Below are 26,464 nucleotides of genomic sequence, written 5' to 3' on the forward strand. Positions count from 1 at the left end.
ACAATCCCGCCATTTGGTGGTTGGGGCTTATAAAGCGACTATGACCACATCAAAACAGCGAGAATGCCTTTTTCCCATGAAGAGTAGCGGGATAAAAAATTCTAAAATTGCTCAATTGACACTCGAATTTGAACTATTAACCTAAATTGGAATCGCATTTTTGGGAGTTGTTTTATATGCGTATTGTATCTGCGGTTATTTTGGCTGCTTTGGCTTTTGTGTATCCAAATTCCGGTTTAACCACACCTGACGTCTCTACTCCCGAGAATAATCGCGCGAAAGCTGTAAAGGTGCCTGACAATGTAGGGACAGACGGGGCTTTTACTTACAGCATCGACATCAATGTGCCGGAGTTCCGTGGGTTGGAACCAGTGCTATCGCTGAATTACAATTCTCAGGCCCGCGCGCCGCGGGCCTACGATCCGAACTTGGGGATTGGCTGGTCCTTGGGTGGCCTGTCCATGATTGAACGGGTCAGTATTGGCGGCGGAACGCCTTATTACGATGATGCGACCCAGGATATTTTTCAGCTGGACGGCATGGAACTGCTGGCTTGCGGTGATGCAACAGCAGTGGCAAATGGGACGGCTTATGTTGGCGCCTATCCAGAAGACTACAAAACCAATCGGGAGAGCGCGAGCTGCACCGCGGGCGGGGATTTTGCCACGCTGCGTGACAATTATCTAAAGATCACCCGTATCGGCGACGATACTGATCTCGACAGTCGGTTTTATGTCTATCGAACAGACGGCACGCGGCTGGAATACCGTTCAGTCGGGCACCTGCTCGGCGAAACGGGATCATCTGCTGACGATTGGTTTGGACCCGCGTTTCAGAGGAAATGGCTTCTGACCGAGATCCGCGACACTCAGCAGACGCCCAATATCGTCAACTATAGCTACCACATAGCGCCTCGTTCTCAGGGTTATGCCGCTCGGATCGAGCGGATTGACTATGTCGGTTACGCGGTCAAGTTCCACTACGGAGCGACATCCTATGGTGACATCAAGTTTGCGACAGGTTCCCAATATTTTGAGACCTATTCGCGCGCTTTGGACACGATTTCTGTACATGACGGGACAAATAAAGTCCGTGCTTATAAGCTAGGCTACCAAAACACGGAGCTGACCGGACGGCTTCGACTGCGCAGCGTGTCCGAGTATGGGGCAGACTTCAGCCTGTCGGGGTCTGAAGTCGTGTCCGGCTCGAGCCTTCCTGCTTGGGTTTTTGGCTACGAGGCGGAGGCTCTGGCTTTCCGCATGCAGTCAATCAATGATACCTATAGCGTGAGCGGTCTGCCAACTATGACACGCTATCCTTATGTCCACACCTCGCTGTCAATTGGTGATTACGACGGTGATGGCCGTGACGAACTTCAATTCAATCGCTATTCATATACGGATAGCTATGGGCTTGGGTATACATTGCCCGGGTCTCGTTATTCATTTGATGAAAATGGCACGGCGCAACTGCATTTAAACCATGTTGGTTCAAATACGTCCGCTGTAAGTGACTCGCTTGGATTCGCGAGTTCGGTTTCTCTGCTTGGGTCGCTTCGCAGGGCAAGCTACTTGCAAAATACAGACCACCATTCTTCTTTCCCTTATGCTGCTATATTGGAAAAGAAATCTGGTCCGAGCGGGAATGATACGGAGGAACATTTGCAAATCCCCATGCGCGACGCAGGCGCGGGGTCTTGGATGGGAACGCTCTCGGGAAACGCCTGCGGTTTCTTTCTTGGAAACTTTGACCGGGATTTCGATACGGAAGTCGTGAGGGCTCATCCAACTAACGATATGTCGAACACTTTCGATTACGACGGAAGTGCATATTTCGCTACGGGTAAACGTAATTTCCTGGAAGACTTGTGCGAAGGTTTTGGAGGATTTGGAAGTATTCCGCGGGCTCCCTGGCGGATTAACACGTCGACTGTTGATCTGAACGGCGACGGTAAAGACGAACTCCTACACGATGGGAGATTGTTTGAACTGCGCGATGGCGGCAATTGGGAGAAGCGTTCTATCGCGAACTCACCTTTCCGCTGGGACTTCAATGACAAAGAAAATCACGATATCCGATTTGGGGACGTAAACGGCGACGGTCTGGCCGACGGCGTTTTGCATGACCGCAACAACGATAATATCTGCGTGTTCTTGTCCACGGGCGATGGCTATCTGCCGCCGGATTGCACATGGGGCGCGTCCATTCCTGCAACAGAACGTGATTTGAAACGTGAAAAAGACGGAATTCGTTCCGCGATTGTGGATGTGAACGGTGATGGGCTTGCGGACTATATTGCGCATGCGGGCTTCAAGAGCCGAGACGATCACGAACGTCAAATCGCTGGCGCCGCCTGGCTTTATCTGTCTAATGGACGAGAATTCGTCCCTGTAGTGAATGGTGGCGGATACCACATCAGTCGTTTCCTCGGCGTTGGGGACTTCGACGGCGACGGTCAGATGGACTTGGTCAGCCAGGGCGGCGGTGCGCAAAATGGCGCGGCTGTCTTTTTTGATGACACTGCGCTCCCAAACTTGATGACCCGGGTGCAAAATCCGAGCAATAGCACGTCAGAGATTACGTATTGGCCGACCACACGGTTTGCCAACAATGACATTCCAAGCGTGTCTCAGGTGGTGCGGGAAATCACCAACAAGAACGGGCTTGGACTGGCTTGGCAGGATCGTACGACCAAGTTTGAGTACGAAAATGGCAAATACGATTTTGATCTGCGTAAATCCCTCGGCTTTGGCAAGGTCACGGCTACTCTGCCGAAACTCTGGAATGAGGTTTCTAATCCGACTCTGGTCACAATCTACGAGAACGATCAATGGGCCACGAGAGGACGGGTCAAGTCGCAGAAGTTTGACTATGACGACCAGACCTATCGCGAGACACTGAATGATTGGGCGGTTAATCCGGGCTGGAGCGGCGCGACAAATGAAGCTCGGCCATTCAGGGTTGTGAAGACAAAAGCGCGGGAAAGAGAGCTTTGGGGCGAAAATTTTGTTGAGACAATAACAGACTATGAATACTCGCTCTACAACAAGCCCGTTCGCATTTATGCGCGTGGAATTGGCGGGTCAGCCGGGGCGGATGTTGATGATGTCACCACTCACTTTGGCTACCGAGTCAATACGGGGAAGTATCTGATCAAGCCCTTCCGAAAAATTGTTGTGCAAGGTCCTAACCTGGATTGGAACAACAGGGGCAATTGGTTGTCGTCCGAGTTCTATTCCTATGACGGGAACATAAGCCCCTGGGACAATCCGACCAAAGGGAACGTAACCAAGATCGAGCTTTGGAACGGCAAACTTAGTAGCGATGCACGGCGCATTGAGGCTCAGTCAGGTTATGACGATCGGGGCAATGTGATTTGGGAACAAAACGGGCGTGGCGCCGATACCCGAACAAATTACAGCTTTGACAGCGCAAAGCATTTGTTCCCGGTCTCTGAAACCAATGCGTTGGGGCATCAGACCACAACCAGTTGGAACGCTGCATGCCAGGCACCTTCGACTATCACTGATCCGAACGGGCTGGTGACGAGTATCGCTCATGATGCGTTCTGCCGGGAGTATCGAAAGGATTACCCGAATGGACAGCTAGAGCGCACATTTTATCGCAACCTAGGTACGGCCGCGCAGAATGTCCGAACACAGACCCGTTCTGCATCCAATATCGCCGGCCAGAAATGGCACCTGGTAGATAGCTACTTCAATGGCTTTGGGGAGGTTTACCGCGAAGCTAGAAGTGGTAACGCGGATAACGACTGGATTGTCACATTGCGCAGCTTCACGCAGCGCGGTCATCTGGATTGGGAGAGCATCCCCGGTACCTGGCAGGCCTATGGTGCTGTCCATGACATCCCTACCGATGAGAGAAAGCAGCTGAAGTATGATCCGCTTGGTCGCGTTGTTCGCACGACTCACGCAGACGGGAATTATGTGAAGGCGGTATATGAGAGTAAACAAAGGTCTCATTCGGGCCAACTTGCCATCTTTCCGCAAGTCACCTCGCTCGGCGAAGACTGTCACGACAACGACGCCAGCACGATCTGTGATGAAGTAATCTATGTAAAGGATGCTTCTGGCAACACAATCATCACCGACAGACCCGACTGGCTCGTCACCGATGTGGACGCGTCCAATATCTGGCGCAGCGTTCGGTATCTCTGGGACGGGCTGGGGCGTCTGACGGGTGTCACCGATGCCAGCGGTAAGTCGTGGTCCTTTACCTATAACGCCTTCGGAGATCGCGTGGCTGCCAACGACCCTGGACTGGGGAATTGGACGCTTGAATACGACGCGGCCCACAACCTGACCCGCCAGATCGATGCAAAGGGACAGGTCATCGAGTTCGCTTATGATGACCTGAATCGTCAAACGCTGAAGCGGGTGACTGGGCCAAATCTGGATCGTCACGACACTCTCTACAACTACGATTGGCAGAGAGCCGGCTTCTATAACATAGGTAAACTCGTCCAATCGGTCGCATGGACTAGTGGTGATCTTGACGGCGACGGTGAAAGCGACGGCAATTACCACGTCATCACTCGGGACTACAATTCCGCTGGTCTGGTCGCAGAAGAAAGCCACCGTATTGATGGTGCCAGTGGCCCGACTTATGCTCTGCAAACACGCTATCGTCTGACCGGCGATATCTTACGCACAAAACTGCCCTATATCCCGGGAAGCACAGCAGTAAAGTGGTCGGGAGACTACCAATACGACTCCGCCAGCCGCGTCACGAGCTTCGGGTCCTACGTGACTGCGGTGGCCTATAACCTTTGGGATCAGCCCACACATGTTGACTACGGCAGTTCTGCGACCAGCGCATACGCTTATCAATCAAAGCGTGGCTGGGTGACCCAGATAGACAGCTACGGCAACAACACCAGCGGCGTGCGGGCGCGCCTTGGCTTTACCCATTACACGCGTTCTGCTTCTGGCCGTGTGATGCGCCAGAATACCCAGCGTCCGACAGGTCGGTTTGATTATCAATACGACTATGCCGGACGGCTCTTATCGGCCACGAACTTTGGTGGGCAGGCGCAGTTCGATCAGACCTTCACCTATGATCGCTCCGGGTCCATGCGCTCCAACAGCCAGGTGGGAACCTATGCCTATCACTCTAACAAGCTGGCCCCGCATAGTATCACTCACAACGGCCAGACCCAGACGTTGACCTATGATGCCAATGGCAACATGAAGAACGGGCTCGACGGCAAGGAAATGACCTATGACGGCGAAAACCGCCCGTTCTCGGTCACCTATCAGGGGGTCACCACCTCTTACGTCTACGGCGCTGACGGCAAACGCCTGAAACGCATTGACGACGCGGGCACAGGCCAGCAGAGCGTCACGGTCTATTTTGGCCCGGTGGAAATCCGCAACTTTGGCGAGGGGCAAGACGAGGTCATCCTGACCTATCCGCATCCGGATGTGCGGATCGAGCACACAAAAACCGGCGGCGTGCTCACCGAAAAGGTCAGCTACCTGCACCGTGACCAGCTACAAAGCGTGCGGCTGATCACCGGAGCTGACGCTCAACGCGACAGCCGCGCGACCTACAAGCCCTTTGGCGTCCAGGTCAATCAGATTTTTGATGTGGCAAGCCCAACAGAGGACAAGGGCTTTATCGGCGAGCGGTTTGATGCAGGCGCCGGACTGCAATACCTGAACGCGCGCTACTACGATCCCGAGCTAGGCCTGTTCCTGCAGCCGGATTGGTTTGAGGTCACAGAGCCGGGGGTGGGCACGAACAGGTACGCGTATTCGGCAAATGATCCCATAAACAGATACGATCCATTGGGCAATGCATGGATAGACGAGGGTTGGGATGCTCTTTTTGGGGAAGGGAGTTTCGATAGAACCTTTGGTGAAGGTAGCGCTCAAGCATTGGATGACACCGCAGATGCGATTGGACGCGCCAATGGAGCTGTTCTTGACGCCTTAGACTACTACGGTCCAAGTATCGACGCCTCCACAGCAGGGACAATGGGTAAACCCGTCAAAATGTTGGCTGGAACCGCGCGGCTTGGAATTAGGGTCGGGAACTTTTTAAGAGGAACTCGCGCCAAAAAGCCCTCAGGGGATTTGACCCCCATACATGGAGTTGGCGCAAATATCCCTGCTCCGACCGGTTTTAAAGCCGTGAAAGACGCGAAGGGTAACATCTTCTATGAATCCCCTCAGGGACTCATATATGGTCCAGACAAAAAATTTGGTAACCGAGTTGACCACGTCATGGCGCACACCGTGCCCGACCCATCCAAACCAAAACATTCTGTATTCAGAACAAAAACACAGGACGGCGTATTGGCCACCGTTGATGAGGCTTGGGCTTCTAGAGGGAGCCATGTTCCTGGAGATCCGGGAGCATTTGTCGTCCCGATGGGGAGACAGGTTGGAACGATGGGGGAAACATCGATTAGGATTGTTGTGCGTCCCAATTCAAGTATGATAATCACAGCCTATCCATATTAAAGGTTGTTACTATGAAAGTTCCTTGTCCAAGATGTGAACAAGATTGGGTGCGGCGCGCTTCTGTAAAGAAGACCGGAAAGATCTTTTTTGCTTGCCCGGAGTGCGAGGCAACTTGGTTTTCGGAAGATGAAATCGGATACGATACGTTCAACTATTTCAACTTATTTATGGAAAGGCAAGGAATTGATCCTGACTGGAGTGAAGTGGATATATTAGGGTTTGTCACAAAAACACCATCTAACTGAAAATAAATTTCCTCGGAGAGTGGATTGGATATTCACGAGGCCGAAGGGTTTGCCAAGGCAAAGCTGGCAGAAATTCAAGAAGCTATTGTTGAAGAGCTAGCTCTCTCACTATCCGCTCCCCGTTTCAAAGCTGGAGAATGGTACTTTAACTAAAATACATGGGAGGCTATCGAGACAGGAAATCCGCTATGCCGCGAATACAAACGAAACAGCCGAAAGTAGGTCGCAGCTATTGGGTATTTATCGGAATGTGTTTTATGTTTCTCCACAATATGTCCGCGGGTCAACTCTGAACAAACTCTGTTGCCGAACCATCGTGACCTCGTAACATGAATTCGATATTCCGACCGGGCTTTGTACAGCAATAGACTCTCCGCTTTGAGCCCGTTTTATCAGCTCCAACACCGCCCCAACCAGAACCGGTCTCAGCACCTCCCGCCCTGTTGTCTCGTCCAGCGCCGCAACTTCACCCGCCTCCAACCGCTTCAAAACCTTTACCGTTGCCAGCGCCTGTGATTGCACAAGGCTGACGATCCCAATTATCAAGGTCAGGGAGAGAAGCGTTGAGATCAGGACGATCCCACGGCGCGGATGGCGAGAGGTGTTTGGCGGTGACGACATGGGGCAAGTCTAGCGAAAGGCGGGGAATTGTCAGCCCCGCTTTACTAATGCTGGCAAGTCTTTATGGATTGACCGGCTTGGTGCTCCGGGATCAAAGTGCGGTCTTAGAGTTGGTCTTTGCCGCAATGCTGGCTGCGCCGCTGATCTGGCTGAGCCTGACCGATCTGCACGGCCAAGAAATCCCTGACCTTGCGGCTCTTGGCATCGTTGTTGTCGCTTGCATTGTCCTCGTTTCACAGAGCACGCCAATTGTGCCGCATCTGGTCGCTGGATTGGCAATTCTGGCGTTGTTCTGGGCTTTGGGAGAGGTCTATTTCCGCGCCAAAGGCCATGAAGCCTTGGGAATTGGCGACGCCAAATTATTCGGAGCCGGGATCTTTCTGCTTGGACCGCCGTTTATCCCAGACCTCGTTTTGCTATCCTCGCTCGGCGGTTTGCTTGTGGGCGGTGTTTCGACGCTCAGGACCGGAATTCAACCCAAAGGCATTCCCTTTGGCCCCTTCATCGCCTATGCGATCTTTATCTTGTTCTTCATTGATCCGATTTTCCTGTGAGAGCGACATGCGCCCATCCAAATCCCGTAACCCACAATCCGGCATTTCCCTGCTAGAAGTCCTCGTCGTTCTGGCGATCATAGCGCTGATCGTGGGATTGGCCGCGCCTCGCCTGATGGCGAATTTCGGGCGCGCCAATGTCCAGGCGGCGGAGGTGCAGATGAACAATATCAAAGGTGCGCTGCAGCTTTTCTATATCGACACCAAACGCTACCCGTCTGAGGCCGAAGGTCTGACCGCTTTGATTGAGCAACCCAAAGGCGCGCGGGGTTGGAAAGGACCTTATGTCGATACGCAGGAAGATCTGACCGATCCGTGGGGCCGCATCTACCTTTATCGCAATCCCGGGCGTGAGAAGCCCTTTGATCTCTACACCAACGGGCGTGATGGTCATCCGGGCGGGACCAGTGAGGACAGCGATATATATCTCTGACGGGCGTGTTTCGCAGGCTGCAGTGTGAGGGGCGGTGCGGGCTGTCCGTTTTGGTCCCATTCGATCTTGACTAAGTCCGGCAGGAAAGTCGGATCAGACCACGTAGAGTGCCAGCTTTTGTCTGGTTCGCCCGTGACCCGTCCGAAATAGGATATCAATAAATTGTTCGTGGTCCTCGAGAGGACCGGATGCGCAATGTTCTGCGAGCGGCGCGTGATCGCGAGTGTTCCGCTCTCCAGGGCTAGTGCAAACAACTCCTCGTCATCACCACCGCCAACTACACTAAGTCGGAACGTCATCGAGCGGTCTGTACCTTCAAAAAAATGCTGCGCGTTATGATCTCCGTAGCGGATCGGCAGGTTTTCAATAAAGTTGCGCAGGTCGTGCCTGGCCAAATGATAAGTTGTGTCCTCGGACCAAGTGGTGGAGCGGTCGAGCACCTGACGGTTGAAATCCAGCACGTTGGCCAGCAACGCGGCAATCAGCGCCATGATGATCAAGCTAATCATCATTTCTAGCTGACTGACACCTGAATTGGACGAACGCCTCATATCCCCGGCGCCCGTCGTGCCAAAATCGTGCTGAGAACATAGGGCGCACGTGTCGAGCCGGAGCGGTTTACTTGTGCGGTTACTTCGACAAATCGGAAGAGATGATCTTGTTCCGTTTTGTGATCCGGCACATATGGTTTCTCGCGAATAAACCAATCCCAAGTGCCTTTGTAAGTCCCGGCCGTGTCTGACAGCGGAAAGGTGACAACATATTCGTCAAGCAGGGCGCGCGCGACTTGCGCCAGCTCCAGGTCCCTTTGTGCTGCTGCTTGACGATCAATGAGACCGGCCGACACTGAGTAAACGCTGACCAAAACCACGGAAACCGCCGCCATCGACAGAAGTGTTTCCAGAAGGGAAAAGCCGCGATTGTTCGATCTGGGTTGGCTGTCAAAACGCAATTTCGTTGATCTCCAGAACCGCGCCCATGATGGCATAGATCAGAGTGCCGATCCCAAGGCCAAGGACGAGCGTCAAGACAGGTGTGATGAGCGACAGCAGCCTTTGGGCACGGACTTCGGTTTGCGCGGACAAAACTTCACGGATTGAATTCAGTGCGTCCGGTAAGGTGTTGGTGGTTTCCCCAACTTCGAAGAGTTCAAGAAAAACGCCGGGTAGTTCAGGGTACGCACGAAAAGCGGATGCGGCAGATACTCCTTGTTCCAAGGCCTCTGAGGCCTCGGAAAATGCCTCAGAGATTCGATCATTGTCGCCCATTGCTGCGACGGCACCGCGAAGGGCGGCGAGGAGCGGTTCACCTGATAGGAGTAACAGGCGGGTTGCGACACAGAGTTGAACGATTAAAGCGTCGCGGGCCATCGGACCAACCAGCGGCAACCGAAATCGGGCGGTTCGAAAATAGGTCTTGAGTGCCGGGCTTTGAACCAATGCAATTACACTAAAAACAAAAGCAATAGTCGTAAGCAAGGAGTGTAGCCAGTAATTCGATAGGAAATCTCCAACGCGCAAACAGGCGGACAATATTGTTGGCGTTTGCTGGCCGGCGGCCAGGAATATCGGCTCCAGACTTGGCGCAAGAAAAAAGACAACCACCATCGTAAGCGCGATGGCCGCCAGAACCAGAATCATGGGATAGACCAGAGCGGAAGTGATTTTCCGGTCCGTGGCAGATTGTGTGCGCAAGTGTTCCGCAAGCGAATCTAAAAGTAGCGGGGCTGTATTTGCTGTATCACCGACCTTTAGAAATGAAACAAAAAGTAGCGAAAAACTTCGGTTCTCTGCGGCAAAGGCATAAGAGAACTGTACGCCATCGGCCACCCTTTGCCCGGTTCTCTCAAAATGCCGCCTGACCTCCGCATGGTGGGTTGTCGATGCAACGATGCGAATGATTTCTGTGGCCGCCAATTTAGCCCTGAAAAGCGAAGCCAGAAGCTCGGCAACGTTGGCCTGTTCACCGGGCGGCAGACGAGCGGAACCAAATTGAATGTCCCGCAACAGCCAAGATGTCTTTGTTTCGGTTTCCAAGCTGCGTTCGGACAGTTCAAACACTGTGATCCCACGAGACGACAATGTATCAAATGCTAGTTTTTCGGAACTAGCCTCTAGCGAGCCGTTTTCGTTGCGCCCTGCCTGGTCGATGCCTTTATAGAAGAATTCAGGCATAGCGCATCTATTGCAAGACCGATCCGATGGTGTGGCGAGGCGAGCCCAAACCCGATTCTAGCAGGGAATCGGCACCGGATAGTTTCGTTCGCCAATGCTTTGTAACGGCCGCTGCATCCGTATCGGAGTTGATGATTGATGGCCGGATCAGTATGAGAAGTTCCGAGCGTTTTTTGCCGCTGTTGGTTTTCCGAAATGCAGCACCCAGCAAAGGCACATCGCCGAGACCCGGCACTTTGGCGACAGTTCTGGTATCGCTTTCCTGAACCAAACCTCCAAGCGCTAGGGTGGCTCCGTCGTTCAAGAGCACATTCGTAGCAATTTTGCGCTGTCGAATAGTCGGCGAATCAATGCCTGACGTTTGTGCCTCGGTCACATTGCTGACCTCCTGCGTGACATCCAGAACAACGCGACCCGTACGGCTGATATCCGGTTTTACGCGCAAGATCACACCAGTGTCGCGATAGTCGATCGTCGTGACAGTAGGTGCATCATCGGAAGAATTGTCTGTCAAGGTTTGCGTCGCAATAGGCACCTGATCACCGATCTGCAGAATAGCTTCTTCATTGTCCAGAACCATCAGAGTTGGCGAGGAAATGATTTTGACATCCGTGACTCCCGCCAAAGCATTGAGAGCAACATTGGCTCCGCCCGCGCTAAATACTGCGGAAAAGCCGGGATAACTACTCCCAGTCGATCCGTTGGAAGCGTCCGAGAAGGTCAGGCCAAGTTTGCCTTCTTCAAAGAACCACCTCACGCCGAGATCCAGCTCGTCATTCAACGTCACTTCGGCAATTGTCGCCTCCAACATCACTTGAGACGGGCTTTGATCGATCTGGGTCAACAACGCTACAATCTCGCGATGTTCACTTCGCGTCGCACGAGCCAAGATGGCATTTCGCGTGGTATCTGAGGCGAGACTCAGGGAGTTGAGGTGGGAGGTTTCGGCTTCCTCGTTGCCTTCTTGGCCTGAAGTTGCCAATAGCTTTTCCAAAATCGGCGTAACGTCCTCGGCGTTTCGGTTCTGCAGTTCATAGCTGCGCATATACCGGCTCGCACCGCTGGCGGTCCTGTCCAATTCTCGGATCCACCGTTGGGCTTTGGGAAGGTATTTTGACCGGGACGAGATGATCAGGACCGAGCCGAGACGCTTATTGGGAACGAACTCGATCACTCCGTTCAGATTGCCGCCTTCTTCGTTCTCAAAGATCACCTTGAGCTCTTCGACAATGGATTCGGGATCGGCAGAGTTGAGCTCAACCAGTGCAATCGACTTGCCAGATAGCACATCAACATCAAAAAGATTGAGCGCGTCCAGAGCAGCCTCTAACTGAGCAGGGGTCCCTGTCATCATCAACAGGTTCCGGCGTTTATCAGCGAGCACGGTTAAGCCTTCATCAGTTAGCGGCGACATCAAGTCCAACATTTGGGTGGCTGACACATACTCCAAAGGCGCTACGATTATATTTGCGCCCGATCCGACGCCGTGCTTGGCAAGTCTGAACGTCCGGTTACCTGATGTGCCTGGGACGATTTTCACCACGTTCCCGTGCCGTTCTAAGCGAGCATCATTGGCGGACAATGCCGCTTCGAACAGTTCCAGCAGAGCCGTCTTGGGGATAAGGCCCGTCGATTGAATCGTAACGGTCCCTGTAACCGCGTCGCTAACGGTATACTGCTGTTTCAGCGTGTCGCCCAAAATGGCCTTGGCGGCAGAAGGAATGCTTGCATTGATGAGTGAGATTTCGACAAGCTTGCCGTCGCGCGGAACCACAACTGCTTGCTGTTTGCCGGAATTGCGCAATACATCCTCATTCAGGAATGTATCGGACCCGTGAGACAAGGCGCCGGCGCGCATGTGCGTGCCGCCTAGATGGCCGGCGCCAAGTGAAAAGTCAGAATTTGCCCCGCGCTGGACCTCTATGTCCTCGCCGAATAAGCCAGAACTCGTCGTGATTGTTTCTGTGCAACCAAAGAGAAAAAAAGCGCTTGCGGAAAGCGCCAACCGAAGAAACTGCATTACTGCCTCAAAACTTTTTCTTTGATTCTACCTTTATTGCCTGAATTCAACAATGAATTCATGAATACCATGGGTAAAACGTACATAAGACGTGGTTATTTCGGCAACAATCCAATCGGAAACCCCATCGGAAACGACAACCCAGAATTCTGTTGAATTGGACTTGTCATGCAATAATGCAGAGCGTTTGCCATCTGATCCAATCAAACCGCGGTATTCCAATTCCGGTTGCTCCGGCGCGACAGCCGCTACTGGGGCGGTGGGTGGCGATAGTTTGGCGACGACCACTTTACTTATCTCGGGTTCGGGGTCTTCTATTGCTACAGGTTCAGGGTTACGTCTTGTTGGTGAGAATAGAGGGCGTGATGCGAGCATTGCGATCTCATCCGAGTAGTCGTGCGCCTTGGCCACGACATATGGCGCGACGTCTTCGCGTTGGGGGGCGGCCTCTGTCATCCTTGGAGGAGGGTTTGGCGTTGCATTCGACTGCAAGTCTTTCCCGAACCCGGGCACTTTTTCGCTTGCAAACCAAGCTAAAGCGACACAAATCAAGCCCGGGGGAGGTAAACAAGAGAGAATGAGTCTCATGAGGCGCTTTCCTCCCAAATCGCCCAGAGCGTAACTCGCAACAAGAGGTCAATTTCGGTTTGGTTTGCAGCATTTTGCCCCGCACGCCGAACATGAAGAGCACCAAGCGCGATGCGAGGAGAGTGTGCCTCGAGAAAGTTCAAAAACCGGTACATTTGAGGCAATGTAGCGCTTCCCTCGAACTCAAACGCAATCGTGTCGCGAGACACGTCAGCGGCGAAACCTGATCCGCCCAAGATGCGGGACGCAATCCCGGTTTTATCAATGATCCGCATGACAGCGTCTTGCAGCTGCAATTCTGCCTCGCTGCGTCCCGTAGCTTTCCACGGTATGTTCTCTGGAAATCCGACTTGTGGGTTTGAGGCTTTCAAAAACGAGATGCGGTCTTCCAACGCGGCGATGCCTTCCTTCAAATCGTTAACTTCCGCCGCGGCCTGTTCTTCACGGGCCAAGTAAGTGCCTTTGATGTAAGTCGCACTCGCGAAGATGGACCCGACTACGAACAACAAAAAGAGGATTTGGCCTGCAAATTTCATTCCGCTTCTCCGTCGTCTTTGACCAAGAGCGCTACAATGTCAGCCCGATGGATTCGAGCCATAGAGTCAAACGTAATAGGCCCTTCCAATCGCACATCTTCGAGTTCCGGCCAGGCATTCAAGGATTGAATGACGGTAGTGACATTTTCCGCCGTGAATACTGACAGGCGCAAAGAGGAGCCTTGGATCGTCAGGTCCGACACCCAGACACTGTCTCGCAATTTTTCGGTGAGTTTCAGCAAGAGCGGTAAGCGTTGCGTGTGCATGGCAAACACGTTCAGGTCCGCCAGGATACGTCGATGTTCTCCGCTAGCATAATTTTCTGCCTGGCTCAGCGCAACAGCTTGATCTGAAAGCTCAGAGTAGCGAACATTTAAAGCCTGCGCCTCTTGCTCCAATGCGTCGAGTTTACCAGAATGTTCAAAATATCCGGACAGGATCCAAGCAAGCGCCGTCACTATTAGAGCCATCTTCCAAATGCGCAGTGGCCGATCGGTCGACTTACGGTTATCAATAAAGAGGTGCGCTTGAGAGTAATCAGCGATTGCAACCGTTCGAAGCCGAGCCCCTTTGCTGGTTATCTGCTTCTCAAGGTTAGAAAGAAAACTGGATTTGAGAAAATAGACATCAACATGAATCTCGGGACCTGAGGTCGTTTGTACGGAGTGACGCCAAACCATATCTTGTCCACGCCTCGGCGATGTTTGTCTCACCTTCAAATTAACGGCCTTTGCCAGTTTACTGAGTGCCGCTTTCGGAAAGCGAAAATTTTTGATGAAAAGGGCCGAGCCACCCAATTGAACGTCAACCAAATCCCCTTTGCGGAGCGGGGCCAAGTCTTGCGCTTTTACGTCAGCGTTATCAATAGTTATCGCTTTGGCCCAACGCGAACGAAACCCAGGCAGGAACACCCAGCGCGGCCAATAGTCTCTGAGTTTGGTTAATCTTCGAAACCGATGGGCAATCTGTATTGGCGACATTTTTTTCTGGCCTTTCGATGCCAGTTTGAAAATAAACTTACCATTGCACTTGTAGTAAGGATTTCTCGTGAGTTCCACGATCAACGCGACCGCTAGTTCGAACCCAGGAGCTCTTTTGAGCCAATCCTTGCTCACATCCGGGCGGATCGAGGAAGTAAAGATCGCACACGCGCAATCTGTCGCCGCAGCAAACCAGTCAACGCTGGTGCAAGCTTTGCTAACGCTTGGATTGATCGAAGAAGACGATCTTCTACCGCTCGCCGCAAAAGCTTGCCGCATGCAGTTTTCCGAGCCGGGCGTGGTTTACAGCTTGAATGAACAAACTCTTTCTGAGTTGTCACATTCATTTTGTTTGTCGGCAACCATTGCGCCTGTTGAAACGGAACATGGCGTCGTCTTCTTAATTGCGGACCCGCTTGATCATGGCCTTCGCAACGAGGTGGCGTTTCATGTTGGCTTTGAGCCGGAGTTTAAAGTAGCACATGGAAGAACCATCCGAACCGCGCTGAAAAAGGCACGCGGGCCGCAAACGCAAAACGCAGAAGAACTTCGGAATAATGCGCCGAAAATTCCGGTGCAAACCTTAGATCTGGATGGGCCAACTATTCGTTATGTAGATCAGCTCATGGCGGAAGCCATCGCGCTTAGTGCTTCCGACATTCATTTAGAAAGCAGTGTAGACAGTCTCGATATCCGGTTTCGAATCGACGGGACGCTATCACCGCAAACATTCGACGCCCAACTGAACAGAAACGCGGTTCTCGCGCGGGTCAAAGTCATGGCCAACTTGAATGTGTCCGAACGTCGATTGCCGCAGGATGGTCGGATTGCCAAAACTATTGCAGGGCGGAAAGTGGATTTTCGGGTTTCGTCCGTGCCGACCAGCCTAGGGGAGAGTATCGTTTGCAGGGTTCTTGACCCAAAAGCCCTTCAACTTGGCTGGCAAAATCTTGGGTTTCACGGCGATCTGCGCGACCAGCTAATCAACATCATTGAAAGACCAAGTGGACTATTTCTTGTCACCGGCCCAACAGGGTCCGGAAAAACCACAACGCTCTACACTGCGTTGTCTCATCTGAACCAACCTGATCGAAAAATCCTGACAGTGGAAGACCCGGTAGAGTACTCTTTACCCGGCGTTCAACAGGTTCAGGTCCACGAAGAGATTGGATTCACGTTTGCAAAAGCACTCCGGGCGTTTCTCCGCCAGGACCCCAACGTGATCATGATTGGCGAAATCCGTGACGAAGAAACTGCCCAAATCGCCTGCCGTTCTGCTATGATAGGTCGATTGGTCCTCTCAACCCTGCACACCGCTTCGCCAGAGGCCGCGTCACACCGCCTCGTAGATCTTGGTGTCCCTGAGTTTCTGTCGCGCGACGTGCTTCTTGGCGCAATGGGTCAGACATTGGTGCTTCGCCGGAATGGTGGTAGGCAAGTTGAAGCGAGGCTCGTTACAGAGTTTTGATTTGACTTAGGCTTGGCGGGGAGTGCCATATCGGCCGCTACTAGAAGGGCTCGGTTGCTGCGTTTGCAACGCGCTAAGCAGACACTTTCCACGGATCAATCAAGGTCGCTAATTGGACTTCCTTCTGATCAGGAATTACGAGCAATTCTTGACACTTCCACCGCTGCCGGAAAGGCGATCAGCCAAAACGCGATCACTCTAAAGGCTATAGAGCTAGACCTGCCCTCGAAACTTCCCGCAACTTGATGTAGAGTTTGCTCAACCTTTTGAAGAAGCAAACGAATGCGAAAGAGCCGTTTTACGGAAGCTCAGACCATTGGGATGATCAAAGAGCAGGAAGCTGGGATGCCAACCGCAGAGGTGTGCCGCAAGCACGGTCTCAGTCAAAGCACGTTCTACAAATTCAAATCCAAGTACGGGGGCATGGAAGTTACCGAAGCGGCCAAGCTGAATGCGGTGGAAGATTAGAACGCTAAGCTGAAGCGACATCTGGCTGATCAGATGTTGGCTAATGTTGTTCTGAAGGATCTGCTGGGAGAGAGCTGACGAAATCAACAAACCGACGGAATGCGGCGCTCCGCGTGATGCAAGATATCTCACAGGGCCGTACGCGCTGGTTTTTTGGTGTCGACCCGAAGACTGTCCGGCGCGACCGTCCGCCCGACAATCCTGACATCCGTAAGGAGATGAAGAAGATCGCGGCCAAGCGGCGTCGGTTTGGCTTCCGTCGGATCGGCGTGATGTTGGAGCGCCAAGGTTACATCATGAACCACAAAAAAGCTGTATCGGTTGCATACCTAGGAAAAGCTGAGCGTCTGGCGGCGAAGGGGTCGAAAACGGGCGGTTGGATCGCGGACGCCGACGCCCGAAGCTCTGAGACCTGGCGAATGTTGGTCTTTGGACAATCCCTGGCCAATGCAGGATACTTTATTGCGCGTTCCCCCGTGGCTCTGGACACGCTATCTTGGTACAAATATTGGTACGTTTTCGCGCGGCAGCGCGACCGAATTTACTGACGTTCGGCGGTTAAGATGTTGAACGAAAAATGTTTCTAACTATTCTATGCAGTCAAGTAGGGTGAAACGTGCAATCCCTTCGTCTCCGCCACATTTCGACAATCTGATCGACGTGTAGCTGCTTTCGTTTCGGGCGAAGGCGGCAGTTTGCATGTTGGGATGCGCTGACGGGATATCTCTACAAGAGCCGCTCGAAGGGGCTGAAACGGAGCCCTTCTGAGCTGGTCGGGCATCATAGAGATCAAGGGCGTATACCTGCAAAACTGCCCGAATTTTAGGCGAATTTTCTGAAACCGTTGCCCAAGGGCGGATATCACGCGTTCAAAGCGCGATGAGGCTTTCCATGAAGCACTCGTCTTTTATGAATATTTCCAATACTCTAGGCTTGGGGTGGCCATGGAAAATCAAAAAATCTTCGACGAAATGTGGGGAACGGAGGATAGCCTTCGGGAGCCATACCGTAAGTTTCAAACTTGGTTCGACAGCGAAGATCCGGCGCGTTTGCGAAAAAAACAGCGCGATGCCGAAGAGCTGTTCCGCCTGACCGGGATCACCTTCAATGTCTACGGCAAGGCCGAGGCCGAAGAGCGACTGATCCCCTTTGATATTGTTCCTAGGATCATTTCCGGCAGTGAATGGTTTCGTTTGTCCCGTGGGATCGAACAGCGTGTGCGGGCGATCAATGCCTTCCTTCATGACATCTATCACAAACAGGAAATCGTGAAGGCTGGCCGCATCCCCAAAGAGATGATCAGCCAGAACGAGGCCTTTTTACCCCACATGATCGGGGTCGAGCCGCCGGGGGGTGTTTATACCCATATTGTTGGCATCGATCTGGTGAGAACGGGTCCGGGTGAGTTCTTCGTTCTCGAAGACAATGCGCGCACGCCTTCGGGTGTCAGCTATATGCTGGAAAACCGCGAAACCATGTTGCAGATGTTCCCGGAGCTATTCAGTCAGAACCGGGTTCAGCCTGTTTCCAATTACCCAACAGATTTGCGCCGCTCGCTTGCGGCCTGCGCGCCGCCCGCATGTGAAGGCAAGCCCGTGGTGGCCGTTCTTACACCCGGAATTTACAACTCGGCCTACTTTGAGCACGCGTTTCTGGCCGACAAGATGGGCGTCGAGTTGGTCGAAGGCCATGATTTGCGGGTGGTTGACGGACGCGTCGCCATGCGCACCACGCGCGGATACAGGCCGATCGACGTGCTCTATCGCCGGGTGGATGACGAGTATCTCGATCCTCTGAACTTCAATCCGGACAGTGCGCTTGGCGTTCCGGGGATCATGGATGTCTATCGCGCCGGTGGGATCACCATTGCCAATGCGCCTGGCACGGGGATTTCAGACGACAAGGCAATCTACAGCTATATGCCCGAAATCGTTGAGTTCTACACCGGAGAGCGTCCATTGTTGCAGAACGTTCAGACATGGCGGTGCTCGGAACCCGATGCTCTGGCCTATGTGCTCGACAATCTCGAAGAGCTGGTGGTCAAGGAAGTCCATGGCTCAGGTGGCTACGGAATGCTCATTGGGCCTACGGCCACGAAAAAGGATCTGGCCGCTTTTCGGCGCAAGCTGAAAGCAAGGCCGGGGAACTACATTGCGCAGCCCACCTTGGCGCTTTCAACGGTTCCGATCTTTTCGCGCGCAGGGCTCAGCCCCCGGCACGTCGATCTCAGGCCGTTCGTTTTGTGCAGCCCGGGAAAGGTGGATATCACCCCCGGTGGTCTGACACGGGTGGCGCTCAAGAAGGGTTCATTGGTGGTCAACTCTTCTCAGGGTGGCGGCACCAAGGACACCTGGGTTCTGGAGGACTGAGGCGATGCTAGGCAAAACCGCAAACGGCCTCTTTTGGATGTCACGCTATCTGGAGCGCGCGGAGAACACGGCGCGTCTGATTGAAACAGGGCAGCGGATCGCATTGACCAGACTTGGTAGTGGCGAAGCGGAATGGATACCTGTACTGCAATCGGCCGGGTCTTTGGATGGCTTTCACGACGCCTATGAAACGCCTGGCCAAGAGGCCGCGGTCGATTGGATGCTGCGCGGGCGTGACAATCCATCGTCCATCATGGCCTGTATCGCTTCGGCCCGGCAGAATGCCAGACTGGTGCGCACGGCCATAACCGGCGAGGTGTGGGAAGCCGTCAACGCAACGTACATGATGGCGCGTGAGCTGCTTGCGCGGAAGGTCAGCGAGAGAGACTTGCCAGCCGTTCTGGCGGCAATCCGGCAAAACACCGCCTTGGTGCGTGGCATGATCCACGGGACAATGCTGCGCAACGACATCTACGATTTTCTGCGGATTGGGACGTTCCTTGAACGGGCCGATAACACCGCGCGCATTCTGGATGTGAAATACTACGTGCTTTTGCCCTCTGTCAGCGCGATTGGCAGCTCAATCGACAATGTTCAGTGGGAAAGCATATTGCGCTCGGTCTCGGCGCGCGGCGGGTTCCGCATGGAGTATGGTTCAGAAGGGGGACCGCAGGAAATCGCTCATTTCCTGATTTTCGACAAACGCATGCCGCGCAGTCTCGCGTTTTGCGTAGGCAAGATAAAAGACAATCTTCGCTATCTGAATGCCAGTCAGTCGAAACCTTCGCAGTCCCAGAAACTCGTAACCCATCTCGAGACAGCTTACCTGTCGCATGGCATTGACCAGGTGTTCGAGTATGGGCTGCACGAATTTATCGAGAAGATGCTGGAACTGCTCGGTGATCTCGCGGGGCAAATCCAGCTCGACTATCGGTTCTACGAGTAAGCCATGCGCCTGACCATTCATCACACCACCCGCTACAGTTTTGATAATCCGGTTCCTTTTGGGCTTCAGCAGTTGCGCAAGACACCGAAGAGTACGCCCAATCAGCATATTCTGGAATGGCATACGCGGATAATCGGCGGTCAGAAGGAACTGGTTTTTGAAGATCACCATAACAACGTGATCGAGCTGATCAGCTTCGATCCCGGTGTCGAAACGCTCGAATTGGTTTCCGAAGGCCGGGTCGAGCTGAACGATACTCACGGAGTGGTTGGGCGCCATCGCGGCCCGGCACCACTATGGCTTTATGCGCGCCCAACCCAATTGACCGAGGCACGTGCCGGTGTTCGGGACATGATCCGCGACCTTGATGACCGGAATACCGTTGACATGCTGCATACACTTTCGGCGCGTATACGCAGCAAGGTGACCTACGAGATCGGTGTGTCGCAACCGGACTGGAGCGCAGAGGATGTGATCAAAGCGGGTGGCGGCGTTTGTCAGGATCATGCTCATGTGTTCATTGCCTGCGCCCGACAAATGGGTTTCGCCGCGCGCTACGTATCCGGCTACCTTTTGCTTGATGATCGGACGACGCAGGATGCCATGCATGCCTGGGCCGAGGCCCATGTCGAAGGGCTGGGCTGGGTTGGTTTTGATGTCTCGAACGGGATCTCGCCAGACACCCGTTATGTCCGTGTTGCAACTGGGCTGGACTATTCCGACGCGGCGCCTGTATCTGGAATGCGAATGGGTGATGCAGGAGAAGCGTTGAACGTTCAGATCCAAGTGGCGCAGCAGTGAGGCTAGAATGACGTATTGTGTGGGAATGATGCTGGATATTGGCCTCGTGTTTATGTCCGACACCCGCACAAATGCCGGACTGGACAACATTTCGACTTTCAAAAAGATGACAAACTGGGAGAGCCCGGGCGAAAGGGCGATCACGCTTATGTCGTCGGGGAACCTTGCGACCACGCAGGCTGTTGTCAGTCTGCTGGACGAACGCACACGCGCCCATGATGATCGGGACCCTTCGATTTTGGCGGTGCCTTCGATGTTTCAGGCCGCGCGGCTTGTGGCAGATACGATGCGCGAGGTGATTACCCAACACGCCGAGGCCGGCCAACAGGCGGACAGTGCATTTGGCGCCACTTTGATTTTGGGTGGTCAGATCAAGGGCGGCCCGCCTCGATTGTTCATGATCTACCCGGAAGGCAACTTCATAGAAGCCAGCGCCGATACGCCGTTCTTCCAGATCGGTGAGACAAAGTATGGCCGGCCCATTCTCGTGCGCGCCTATGATCCCCAGATGTCCTTCAAAGAAGCTATGAAACTGCTTCTGGTCAGCTTTGATTCCACTGTGAAAGCCAATCTATCAGTGGGTGCCCCGTTCGATTTTCATCTCTATGAGAAAGATACAATGAAGATCGAAACCACGGGTCGCATTGAACCCGAGGCCCCGTATTTCCAACTCATCTCTCAAGGCTGGGGTGATGCGTTGAAAAACGCGCTCGATAGTTTGCCGGACTTTTCCCTGGAGTAGGGGTGCCATTGCCTTTTGGCCTGTAGGGTTTTGAACTCATGGGGTTTATTGCCCCAGAATGTCCTTCAGATTGATCGCGGGTTGAGCGACTTCGCGCAGATCCAAGGCGCTCAGGATGTCCAGCAGGTGGCTTTTCATCAGCTCTTCTGCATCCGCGCCGTCGCCTCTTCGCAGGGCATCGACCAGCGCGTGATGGGCGTGTTTTTCGCAAAGTGCGCTCTGACGCTTCCAGTAAAGCGCAATGATCAGCGATGATCGGGCGACCAGCCGTTCGATAAAACCCGCGATGGTGCTCTGGTCAGCGATCCGCGAGATTTCGATGTGGAACTGGCCAGACAGGCGCAGGGCCCGTCCGGATTGACCCGCGGCCAGCGCGTCGTGTTCGGCAGAGATATGTTTTTCGAGACGTTCAAGCGCTTCTTCTGTCATCCGTTCGGCAGCGGATCGGGCGGTTCTTGGCTCCAGCAGGGCGCGAGCCTCGAACACTTCCCGCGCCTCGCGGACCGTGGGCTGTGAGACAAAGGCACCGCGGTTGCGCTTAAGTTCAACCAGCTCTGAATGCGATAAAGCCTGAAGCGCCGTGCGAACCACTGTGCGAGAAACTTTGTAGATATCGCTCAGTTCATCCTCTCCCAGCTTGGTGCCGGGCAACAGCTTGTGCTCATGAATGGCCAGACTCAGCGATGCGAAAAGCTGCGCGCTTGGCCCTTTGAGCATGGGCTGGATGAAGTCGGATGGGCTTTCAGTCGTTGGCATTTGCATCTCCTGAATCCCGCAATGCCGTTTTTGCGAATCCAGCGCAAGCCACCACCCAATCGTACTCAACGTAAAACTTAATTGTATACAATCTTGTGCGCAAAAATGTGGCGGACGCTGTTTTTGGCGCGTAAATTTTAGGCGAATTAAGATTCCGGCGTCGAAATTTGTGCGAAAGCTTTGGCGGATCGGTCGGACGTGCCGCTTGGTGTGGGTGACTTCACTGAGGTGCCCAATGGCCAACGACTCGACGCTTGAACTTGTCTCTTTGACAAAACGGTACGGATCCACCGTCGCCGTGGATGCCATTTCCCATAACTTTCAGGCGGGCGTCTACGCCTGTTTGCTGGGTCCATCGGGGTGTGGCAAGTCTTCTACGCTGCGCATGATCGCTGGCCATGAAGACGTGTCGGATGGCTCCATTGTCCTGAGCGGTCGCGACGTATCGCATTTGCCACCTGCCAAGCGCGGGACGGCAATGATGTTCCAGAACTACGCGCTCTTTCCGCACCTGTCCGTACGCGACAATGTCGCATTCAGTCTGCGCATGTCCGGGGTCGACAAACCTGAACGTTACAAACGCGCCGATGAGATGCTTGATCTTGTTGAAATGACCAGTCTGGCCGACCGCCGCCCGGACCAGCTTTCGGGTGGGCAGCAGCAAAGGGTCGCCCTTGCGCGTGCGTTGATCACGCGCCCGCAGGTCTTGCTCTTGGATGAACCTCTGTCGGCGCTTGATCCATTCCTGCGCATCCGGATGCGGGCCGAACTGAAACGGTTGCAGCGCGAGCTGGGGATCAGCTTTATTCACGTCACGCACGGGCAGGACGAAGCGTTGGCATTGGCCGACGAAATCATCGTCATGAATGACGCCAAAATCGAACAGGCCGGACCCGCGCGTGATGTCTTCAACAAACCGCGCACCGCTTTTGTCGCCCGCTTTATGGGCGGTCACAACGTGCTGAAGCTTCCGCAGGGCCATATCGCGCTGCGCTCGGACGAAATGATTGTCACCACCCCGGATGAGGGCCGGATCGATGGCCGCGTAATCGGAGTGGAATATCAGGGCACGCATATCGCCCTGACCGCCGAAGTCGCTGGGGGCCAAGAGGTTACTGCCCTCATGCCGGACGCCAGCTTTCTCGACGCACCCAAGGATCTTGGCGAGGTCATTGGACTGCAATGGGAGGACCGGGTCGCACATCCGCTGACCGCTTAGAACGATCGCCACCATGCTCAACAGAGAGGAAATAACATGACGACAATTTCGAAAATCCGCTACAGCCGCCGTGCGCTGCTGAAAACCGGTGGGGCCGCCCTTGCGGCATCCGCGCTGCCGGCGCCCATGGTCTGGGGGCAGGAATCCAAGAACATCACACTGCGCCAGTTCGGCACGGGTGTTTCCAACCTCAATGAAGTTGCAACCAAGGTTAAGGAAGACCTTGGTATCACGCTGGAAATGACGGCCTTGGACACCGACAGTGTGACCCAGCGCGCCGCCACGCAGCCCGACAGCTTTGACATCGCCGATATCGAGTATTTTGTTGCCAAAAAGGTTTGGCCAACTGGCAACCTTCAGGCGATGGATGCCACCAAGATCGCCAACTACGACAAGATCGTTGGCATTTTCCGCAATGGTAAGCTGACACCGGAAAGCACCATCGCGCAGGGCACCGCGCCGCACACGGTCGGTTTCGTGGAAGGCCCGGATGGAACGTCCTTCGTGGACAACGAATCCGGCTGGATGACCCTGATCCCCACTATCTACAACGCGGACACGCTGGGCATCCGCCCTGACCTGATTGGTCGTCCGATCACCAGCTGGACCGAACTGCTGAACCCCGAGTTCAAAGGCAAGGCGTCGATCCTGGATATCTCCTCGATCGGTATCATGGACATGGCCATGGTCTGCGAAGCGATGGGCGAAATCACCTATGGCGACAAAGGCAACATGACCAAGGAAGAGATCGACAAGACGATTGCGATCTTTACAGAAGCCAAGAAAGCCGGTCAGTTCCGTGCCTTCTGGAAAACCTTCGATGAATCCGTGAACCTGATGGCTTCGGGCGAAGTCGTCATTCAGTCCATGTGGTCGCCGGCGATCACGGCCGTGCGTTCGCGTGGCATCCCGTGCGTCTACCAGCCGTTGAAAGAAGGCTATCGCAGCTGGGGTGGCGGCATCGGTCTCTCGGCCAGCCTGTCCGGCATGGAGCTGGATGCAGCCTACGAATACATCAACTGGTACCTGTCCGGTTGGGTCGGCGGCTTCCTGATGCGTCAGGGTTACTATTCGGCCGTGCCGGAAACCTCCAAGGAATACATGTCCGAAAACGAGTGGGGTTACTGGTTCGAAGGCAAGGAAAGCACCGGCGACATCACATCGCCGTTCGGCGACAAGCTGGCTGGCGCTGGCGAAGTGCGCGACGGCGGATCGTTCTACGACCGTATGGGCGCAGTCGCCTGCTGGAACTCCGTCATGGAAGAGAACCAGTACATGGTTCGCAAGTGGAACGAGTTCATCGCCGCTTAAGCACCACAGCGCGGGGGCATCCGTCCCCGCGCGCACCCTTCTTTTGGGAAGACCTATGACCAAACAAGTCACCGCATGGATACAGGCCGCACCGATGGCGTTGGTGTTGCTGGCATTTCTGGTCGCCCCGATCATCATGATCGTGATCGTCAGTTTCTGGGGCGCGACCGAATACTCGATCTATCCAGCATTTCAATTCGACAACTACGAATTCCTGTTTGGATCTCCGGTGACCTACACCGTGTTCGCGAACACGTTTAAATACGCCTTGATCACTTGGGCCTTTACCTTTGTCATCGGTTTTACCGTGGCCTATTTTCTCGCATTCGAGGTCCGCTCGTTGAAGTGGCAGATTGCCCTTTTCCTGTTGTGCACAATCCCCTTCTGGACCTCGAACATCATTCGCATGATTTCATGGATCCCGTTTCTGGGGCGTAACGGGCTGGCCAATTCGACCTTGATTTCATGGGGTGTGATCGATGAGCCATTGGAGTGGCTGCTGTTCAGCGACTTCAGTGTGATCCTTGCTTTCGTGCACCTCTACACGCTGTTCATGGTCGTTCCGATCTTCAATTCGATGATGCGGATTGATCGATCGTTGATCGAGGCTGCCCGGGACGCCGGGGCGAGCGGCTGGCAAACCTTGCGTCACGTTATCATCCCGCTGTGCAAGCCGGGCATCATGATCGGGACGATCTTTGTCAGCACATTGGTGATGGGCGACTTCATCACGGTGCGTTTCATGTCCGGATCGCAACGCGCGAACGTCGGCCGATTGATTTCGAATGACATCAGCTTGCTTCAGTATCCGTCAGCGTCTGCCACCGCCGTGGTTTTGCTGATCACGGTGCTGATTGTCATCGCGCTGTTGTTGCGGCTCGTCGATATTCGCAAGGAGCTTTGAGATGGAAAAACGCAGTCTCAGCTTTTACCTGCTTTCCGGCTTTTTTGTACTGTTTGTGCTGTTTCTATACGGGCCGATCCTGACCATTGGCATTCTCAGCTTCCAAGGGCCTCAAGGGGGGCTGACCTTCCCGATGAACGGTGTTTCGTTGCACTGGTTCCGCGACCTGTTTGAAGAACAGGCTGTCGGTGACATCTGGGGCAGTTTCCGCCGATCATTTGCCCTGGGTCTCATGGTGATGGTCACGACGGTTGTCGTATCAGTGTTGGGCGGTTTGGCATTTCGCAAACGTTTCAAAGGGGCGACGATCCTGTTCTATCTCGCTATAGCCTCGCTGGTGATCCCGTCGATCCTGATTTCGCTGGGCGTTGGTCTGATCTTCAACCAGTTGGGACTGCCGGTTCACTGGGCGAGTTCGGGGTACGGCAGTCAGTTGACCTGGACCTTGCCGTTTGGCCTGCTGATCATGTTTGCAGTCTTCAACAGGTTTGACAAAAGCTATGAAGAAGCGGCCCGCGATCAGGGTGCGAGCGCGTGGCAGACCTTTGCCTATGTCGTGTTGCCGATCATAGCGCCATCGCTGCTTGGGGTCGCACTGTTCGGCTTTACGCTCAGCTATGACGAATTCGCCCGTACGCTTTTGACGGCAGGCAGCTACAATACGCTGCCGCTTGAGATATTCGGGATGACAACCAATGTGACAACGCCGGTGATCTTTGCGCTGGGAACGCTGACCACTGTCTTTTCTTTCTGCATCATCGGCGTCTTCTTTGTGATGGTCTGGTTCATGTCACGCCGTAAGGACAAAGGCTCTGATGCGGGCAAGGGGCTGGTCTGATCA

At 54.0% G+C, this 26,464-nt stretch carries 21 protein-coding genes and 1 pseudogene; 14 read left to right on the top strand and 8 right to left on the bottom strand.

The features are described 5' to 3' along the window. Positions 1-176: 176 nt before the first annotated feature. The 4 genes from PFY00_RS12810 to gspG all read left to right on the top strand — a co-directional run bounded on the left by PFY00_RS12810 (position 177) and on the right by gspG (position 8,341). On the top strand, positions 177-6,488 hold the full coding sequence (locus tag PFY00_RS12810) for an RHS repeat-associated core domain-containing protein (RefSeq protein ID WP_271432969.1): 6,312 nt from the start codon (positions 177-179) through the stop codon (positions 6,486-6,488). A gap of 269 nt (positions 6,489-6,757) precedes the next feature. Then, entirely contained in the window at positions 6,758-6,886 is a 129-nt protein-coding gene (locus PFY00_RS12815) for a hypothetical protein (RefSeq protein ID WP_271432970.1), read from the top strand. A gap of 515 nt (positions 6,887-7,401) precedes the next feature. Further along, positions 7,402-7,908 (top strand): prepilin peptidase, encoded by a 507-nt coding sequence (locus PFY00_RS12820; RefSeq protein WP_271432971.1) that lies wholly within the window; start codon positions 7,402-7,404, stop codon positions 7,906-7,908. Positions 7,909-7,915: 7 nt separating this feature from the next. Then, positions 7,916-8,341, top strand: coding sequence for a type II secretion system major pseudopilin GspG (gene gspG, locus PFY00_RS12825; protein ID WP_271432972.1), 426 nt, complete (start codon positions 7,916-7,918; stop codon positions 8,339-8,341). On the opposite strand, the gene PFY00_RS12830 is transcribed toward gspG, so the two are convergent. From PFY00_RS12830 to PFY00_RS12860, 7 genes are read right to left on the bottom strand one after another with little or no spacing between them, the layout of a single operon-like run. After that, complete coding sequence (locus tag PFY00_RS12830; RefSeq protein WP_271432973.1) at positions 8,299-8,892, bottom strand: PulJ/GspJ family protein; 594 nt, start codon at positions 8,890-8,892, stop codon at positions 8,299-8,301. The two genes, gspG and PFY00_RS12830, sit on opposite strands and share 43 nt — an antisense overlap. Beyond that, the gene (locus PFY00_RS12835; RefSeq protein WP_271432974.1) at positions 8,889-9,329 is read right to left on the bottom strand and encodes a prepilin-type N-terminal cleavage/methylation domain-containing protein; all 441 of its coding nucleotides are present in this window, start codon (positions 9,327-9,329) and stop codon (positions 8,889-8,891) included. Before PFY00_RS12835 ends, PFY00_RS12830 begins: the two co-directional genes overlap by 4 nt. Then, complete coding sequence (locus PFY00_RS12840) at positions 9,283-10,515, bottom strand: type II secretion system F family protein (RefSeq protein WP_271432975.1); 1,233 nt, start codon at positions 10,513-10,515, stop codon at positions 9,283-9,285. The genes PFY00_RS12835 and PFY00_RS12840 overlap by 47 nt, the downstream gene beginning before the upstream one ends. A gap of 7 nt (positions 10,516-10,522) precedes the next feature. After that, entirely contained in the window at positions 10,523-12,535 is a 2,013-nt protein-coding gene (gene gspD, locus PFY00_RS12845; protein WP_271432976.1) for a type II secretion system secretin GspD, read from the bottom strand. A 33-nt stretch (positions 12,536-12,568) separates the two neighbouring features. After that, entirely contained in the window at positions 12,569-13,123 is a 555-nt protein-coding gene (locus tag PFY00_RS12850; protein WP_271432977.1) for a hypothetical protein, read from the bottom strand. Further along, positions 13,120-13,659, bottom strand: a complete 540-nt coding sequence (locus PFY00_RS12855; protein WP_271432978.1) for an FtsB/FtsL family cell division protein — start codon at positions 13,657-13,659, stop codon at positions 13,120-13,122. The genes PFY00_RS12850 and PFY00_RS12855 overlap by 4 nt, the downstream gene beginning before the upstream one ends. Then, positions 13,656-14,774 (bottom strand): hypothetical protein, encoded by a 1,119-nt coding sequence (locus PFY00_RS12860; RefSeq protein WP_271432979.1) that lies wholly within the window; start codon positions 14,772-14,774, stop codon positions 13,656-13,658. The genes PFY00_RS12855 and PFY00_RS12860 overlap by 4 nt, the downstream gene beginning before the upstream one ends. On the opposite strand from PFY00_RS12860, the gene PFY00_RS12865 reads away from it, so the two are divergent. From PFY00_RS12865 to PFY00_RS12890, 6 genes and pseudogenes are all read left to right on the top strand, one after another. After that, complete coding sequence (locus PFY00_RS12865; protein WP_271432980.1) at positions 14,755-16,107, top strand: GspE/PulE family protein; 1,353 nt, start codon at positions 14,755-14,757, stop codon at positions 16,105-16,107. The two genes, PFY00_RS12860 and PFY00_RS12865, sit on opposite strands and share 20 nt — an antisense overlap. 282 nt (positions 16,108-16,389) lie before the next feature. Next, positions 16,390-17,010 (top strand): annotated as a pseudogene (locus tag PFY00_RS12870) (transposase); the annotation flags it as partial. A 509-nt stretch (positions 17,011-17,519) separates the two neighbouring features. After that, positions 17,520-18,944: a circularly permuted type 2 ATP-grasp protein gene (locus tag PFY00_RS12875; protein WP_271432981.1), complete on the top strand. Its 1,425-nt coding sequence runs from the start codon at positions 17,520-17,522 to the stop codon at positions 18,942-18,944. Between the two features lie 4 nt (positions 18,945-18,948). Beyond that, complete coding sequence (locus PFY00_RS12880; protein ID WP_271432982.1) at positions 18,949-19,890, top strand: alpha-E domain-containing protein; 942 nt, start codon at positions 18,949-18,951, stop codon at positions 19,888-19,890. Positions 19,891-19,893: 3 nt separating this feature from the next. After that, positions 19,894-20,691 carry a transglutaminase family protein gene (locus tag PFY00_RS12885; protein WP_271432983.1) on the top strand — a complete coding sequence of 266 codons (798 nt, stop codon included), beginning with the start codon at positions 19,894-19,896 and terminating at the stop codon, positions 20,689-20,691. Positions 20,692-20,698: 7 nt separating this feature from the next. Then, positions 20,699-21,433, top strand: coding sequence for a proteasome-type protease (locus PFY00_RS12890; protein ID WP_271432984.1), 735 nt, complete (start codon positions 20,699-20,701; stop codon positions 21,431-21,433). A gap of 45 nt (positions 21,434-21,478) precedes the next feature. Here the strand turns inward: PFY00_RS12890 and PFY00_RS12895 are convergent, their stop codons facing one another. Further along, entirely contained in the window at positions 21,479-22,150 is a 672-nt protein-coding gene (locus PFY00_RS12895; RefSeq protein WP_271433207.1) for a GntR family transcriptional regulator, read from the bottom strand. A gap of 274 nt (positions 22,151-22,424) precedes the next feature. On the opposite strand from PFY00_RS12895, the gene PFY00_RS12900 reads away from it, so the two are divergent. Genes PFY00_RS12900 through PFY00_RS12915 form a run of 4 tightly spaced genes read left to right on the top strand, consistent with a single transcriptional unit; the run spans position 22,425 to position 26,461 of the window. After that, entirely contained in the window at positions 22,425-23,408 is a 984-nt protein-coding gene (locus PFY00_RS12900) for an ABC transporter ATP-binding protein (RefSeq protein ID WP_271432985.1), read from the top strand. A 45-nt stretch (positions 23,409-23,453) separates the two neighbouring features. After that, positions 23,454-24,719, top strand: coding sequence for an ABC transporter substrate-binding protein (locus tag PFY00_RS12905; protein ID WP_271433208.1), 1,266 nt, complete (start codon positions 23,454-23,456; stop codon positions 24,717-24,719). A gap of 55 nt (positions 24,720-24,774) precedes the next feature. Continuing rightward, positions 24,775-25,623 (top strand): ABC transporter permease, encoded by an 849-nt coding sequence (locus PFY00_RS12910; protein ID WP_271432986.1) that lies wholly within the window; start codon positions 24,775-24,777, stop codon positions 25,621-25,623. 1 nt (position 25,624) lies between these two features. Then, entirely contained in the window at positions 25,625-26,461 is an 837-nt protein-coding gene (locus tag PFY00_RS12915; protein ID WP_271432987.1) for an ABC transporter permease, read from the top strand. Positions 26,462-26,464: the final 3 nt, after the last annotated feature.

Source organism: Thalassococcus lentus, assembly GCF_028023555.1.
Taxonomy (GTDB): Bacteria; Pseudomonadota; Alphaproteobacteria; order Rhodobacterales; family Rhodobacteraceae; genus Thalassococcus_A; species Thalassococcus_A lentus.

Bases quoted from the DNA above. Each gene is read 5' to 3' on its own strand.
- PFY00_RS12835 (WP_271432974.1), bottom strand. From the start codon at position 9,329: ATGCCATCATGGGCGCGGTTCTGGAGATCAACGAAATTGCGTTTTGAC.
- PFY00_RS12810 (WP_271432969.1), top strand. From the start codon at position 177: ATGCGTATTGTATCTGCGGTTATTTTGGCTGCTTTGGCTTTTGTGTAT.
- PFY00_RS12910 (WP_271432986.1), top strand. From the start codon at position 24,775: ATGACCAAACAAGTCACCGCATGGATACAGGCCGCACCGATGGCGTTG.
- PFY00_RS12840 (WP_271432975.1), bottom strand. From the start codon at position 10,515: ATGCCTGAATTCTTCTATAAAGGCATCGACCAGGCAGGGCGCAACGAA.
- PFY00_RS12820 (WP_271432971.1), top strand. From the start codon at position 7,402: ATGCTGGCAAGTCTTTATGGATTGACCGGCTTGGTGCTCCGGGATCAA.
- PFY00_RS12830 (WP_271432973.1), bottom strand. From the start codon at position 8,892: ATGAGGCGTTCGTCCAATTCAGGTGTCAGTCAGCTAGAAATGATGATT.
- PFY00_RS12895 (WP_271433207.1), bottom strand. From the start codon at position 22,150: ATGCTCAAAGGGCCAAGCGCGCAGCTTTTCGCATCGCTGAGTCTGGCC.
- PFY00_RS12915 (WP_271432987.1), top strand. From the start codon at position 25,625: ATGGAAAAACGCAGTCTCAGCTTTTACCTGCTTTCCGGCTTTTTTGTA.
- gspD (WP_271432976.1), bottom strand. From the start codon at position 12,535: ATGCAGTTTCTTCGGTTGGCGCTTTCCGCAAGCGCTTTTTTTCTCTTT.
- PFY00_RS12850 (WP_271432977.1), bottom strand. From the start codon at position 13,123: ATGAGACTCATTCTCTCTTGTTTACCTCCCCCGGGCTTGATTTGTGTC.
- PFY00_RS12885 (WP_271432983.1), top strand. From the start codon at position 19,894: ATGCGCCTGACCATTCATCACACCACCCGCTACAGTTTTGATAATCCG.
- PFY00_RS12875 (WP_271432981.1), top strand. From the start codon at position 17,520: ATGGAAAATCAAAAAATCTTCGACGAAATGTGGGGAACGGAGGATAGC.
- PFY00_RS12890 (WP_271432984.1), top strand. From the start codon at position 20,699: ATGACGTATTGTGTGGGAATGATGCTGGATATTGGCCTCGTGTTTATG.
- PFY00_RS12880 (WP_271432982.1), top strand. From the start codon at position 18,949: ATGCTAGGCAAAACCGCAAACGGCCTCTTTTGGATGTCACGCTATCTG.
- gspG (WP_271432972.1), top strand. From the start codon at position 7,916: ATGCGCCCATCCAAATCCCGTAACCCACAATCCGGCATTTCCCTGCTA.
- PFY00_RS12900 (WP_271432985.1), top strand. From the start codon at position 22,425: ATGGCCAACGACTCGACGCTTGAACTTGTCTCTTTGACAAAACGGTAC.
- PFY00_RS12855 (WP_271432978.1), bottom strand. From the start codon at position 13,659: ATGAAATTTGCAGGCCAAATCCTCTTTTTGTTGTTCGTAGTCGGGTCC.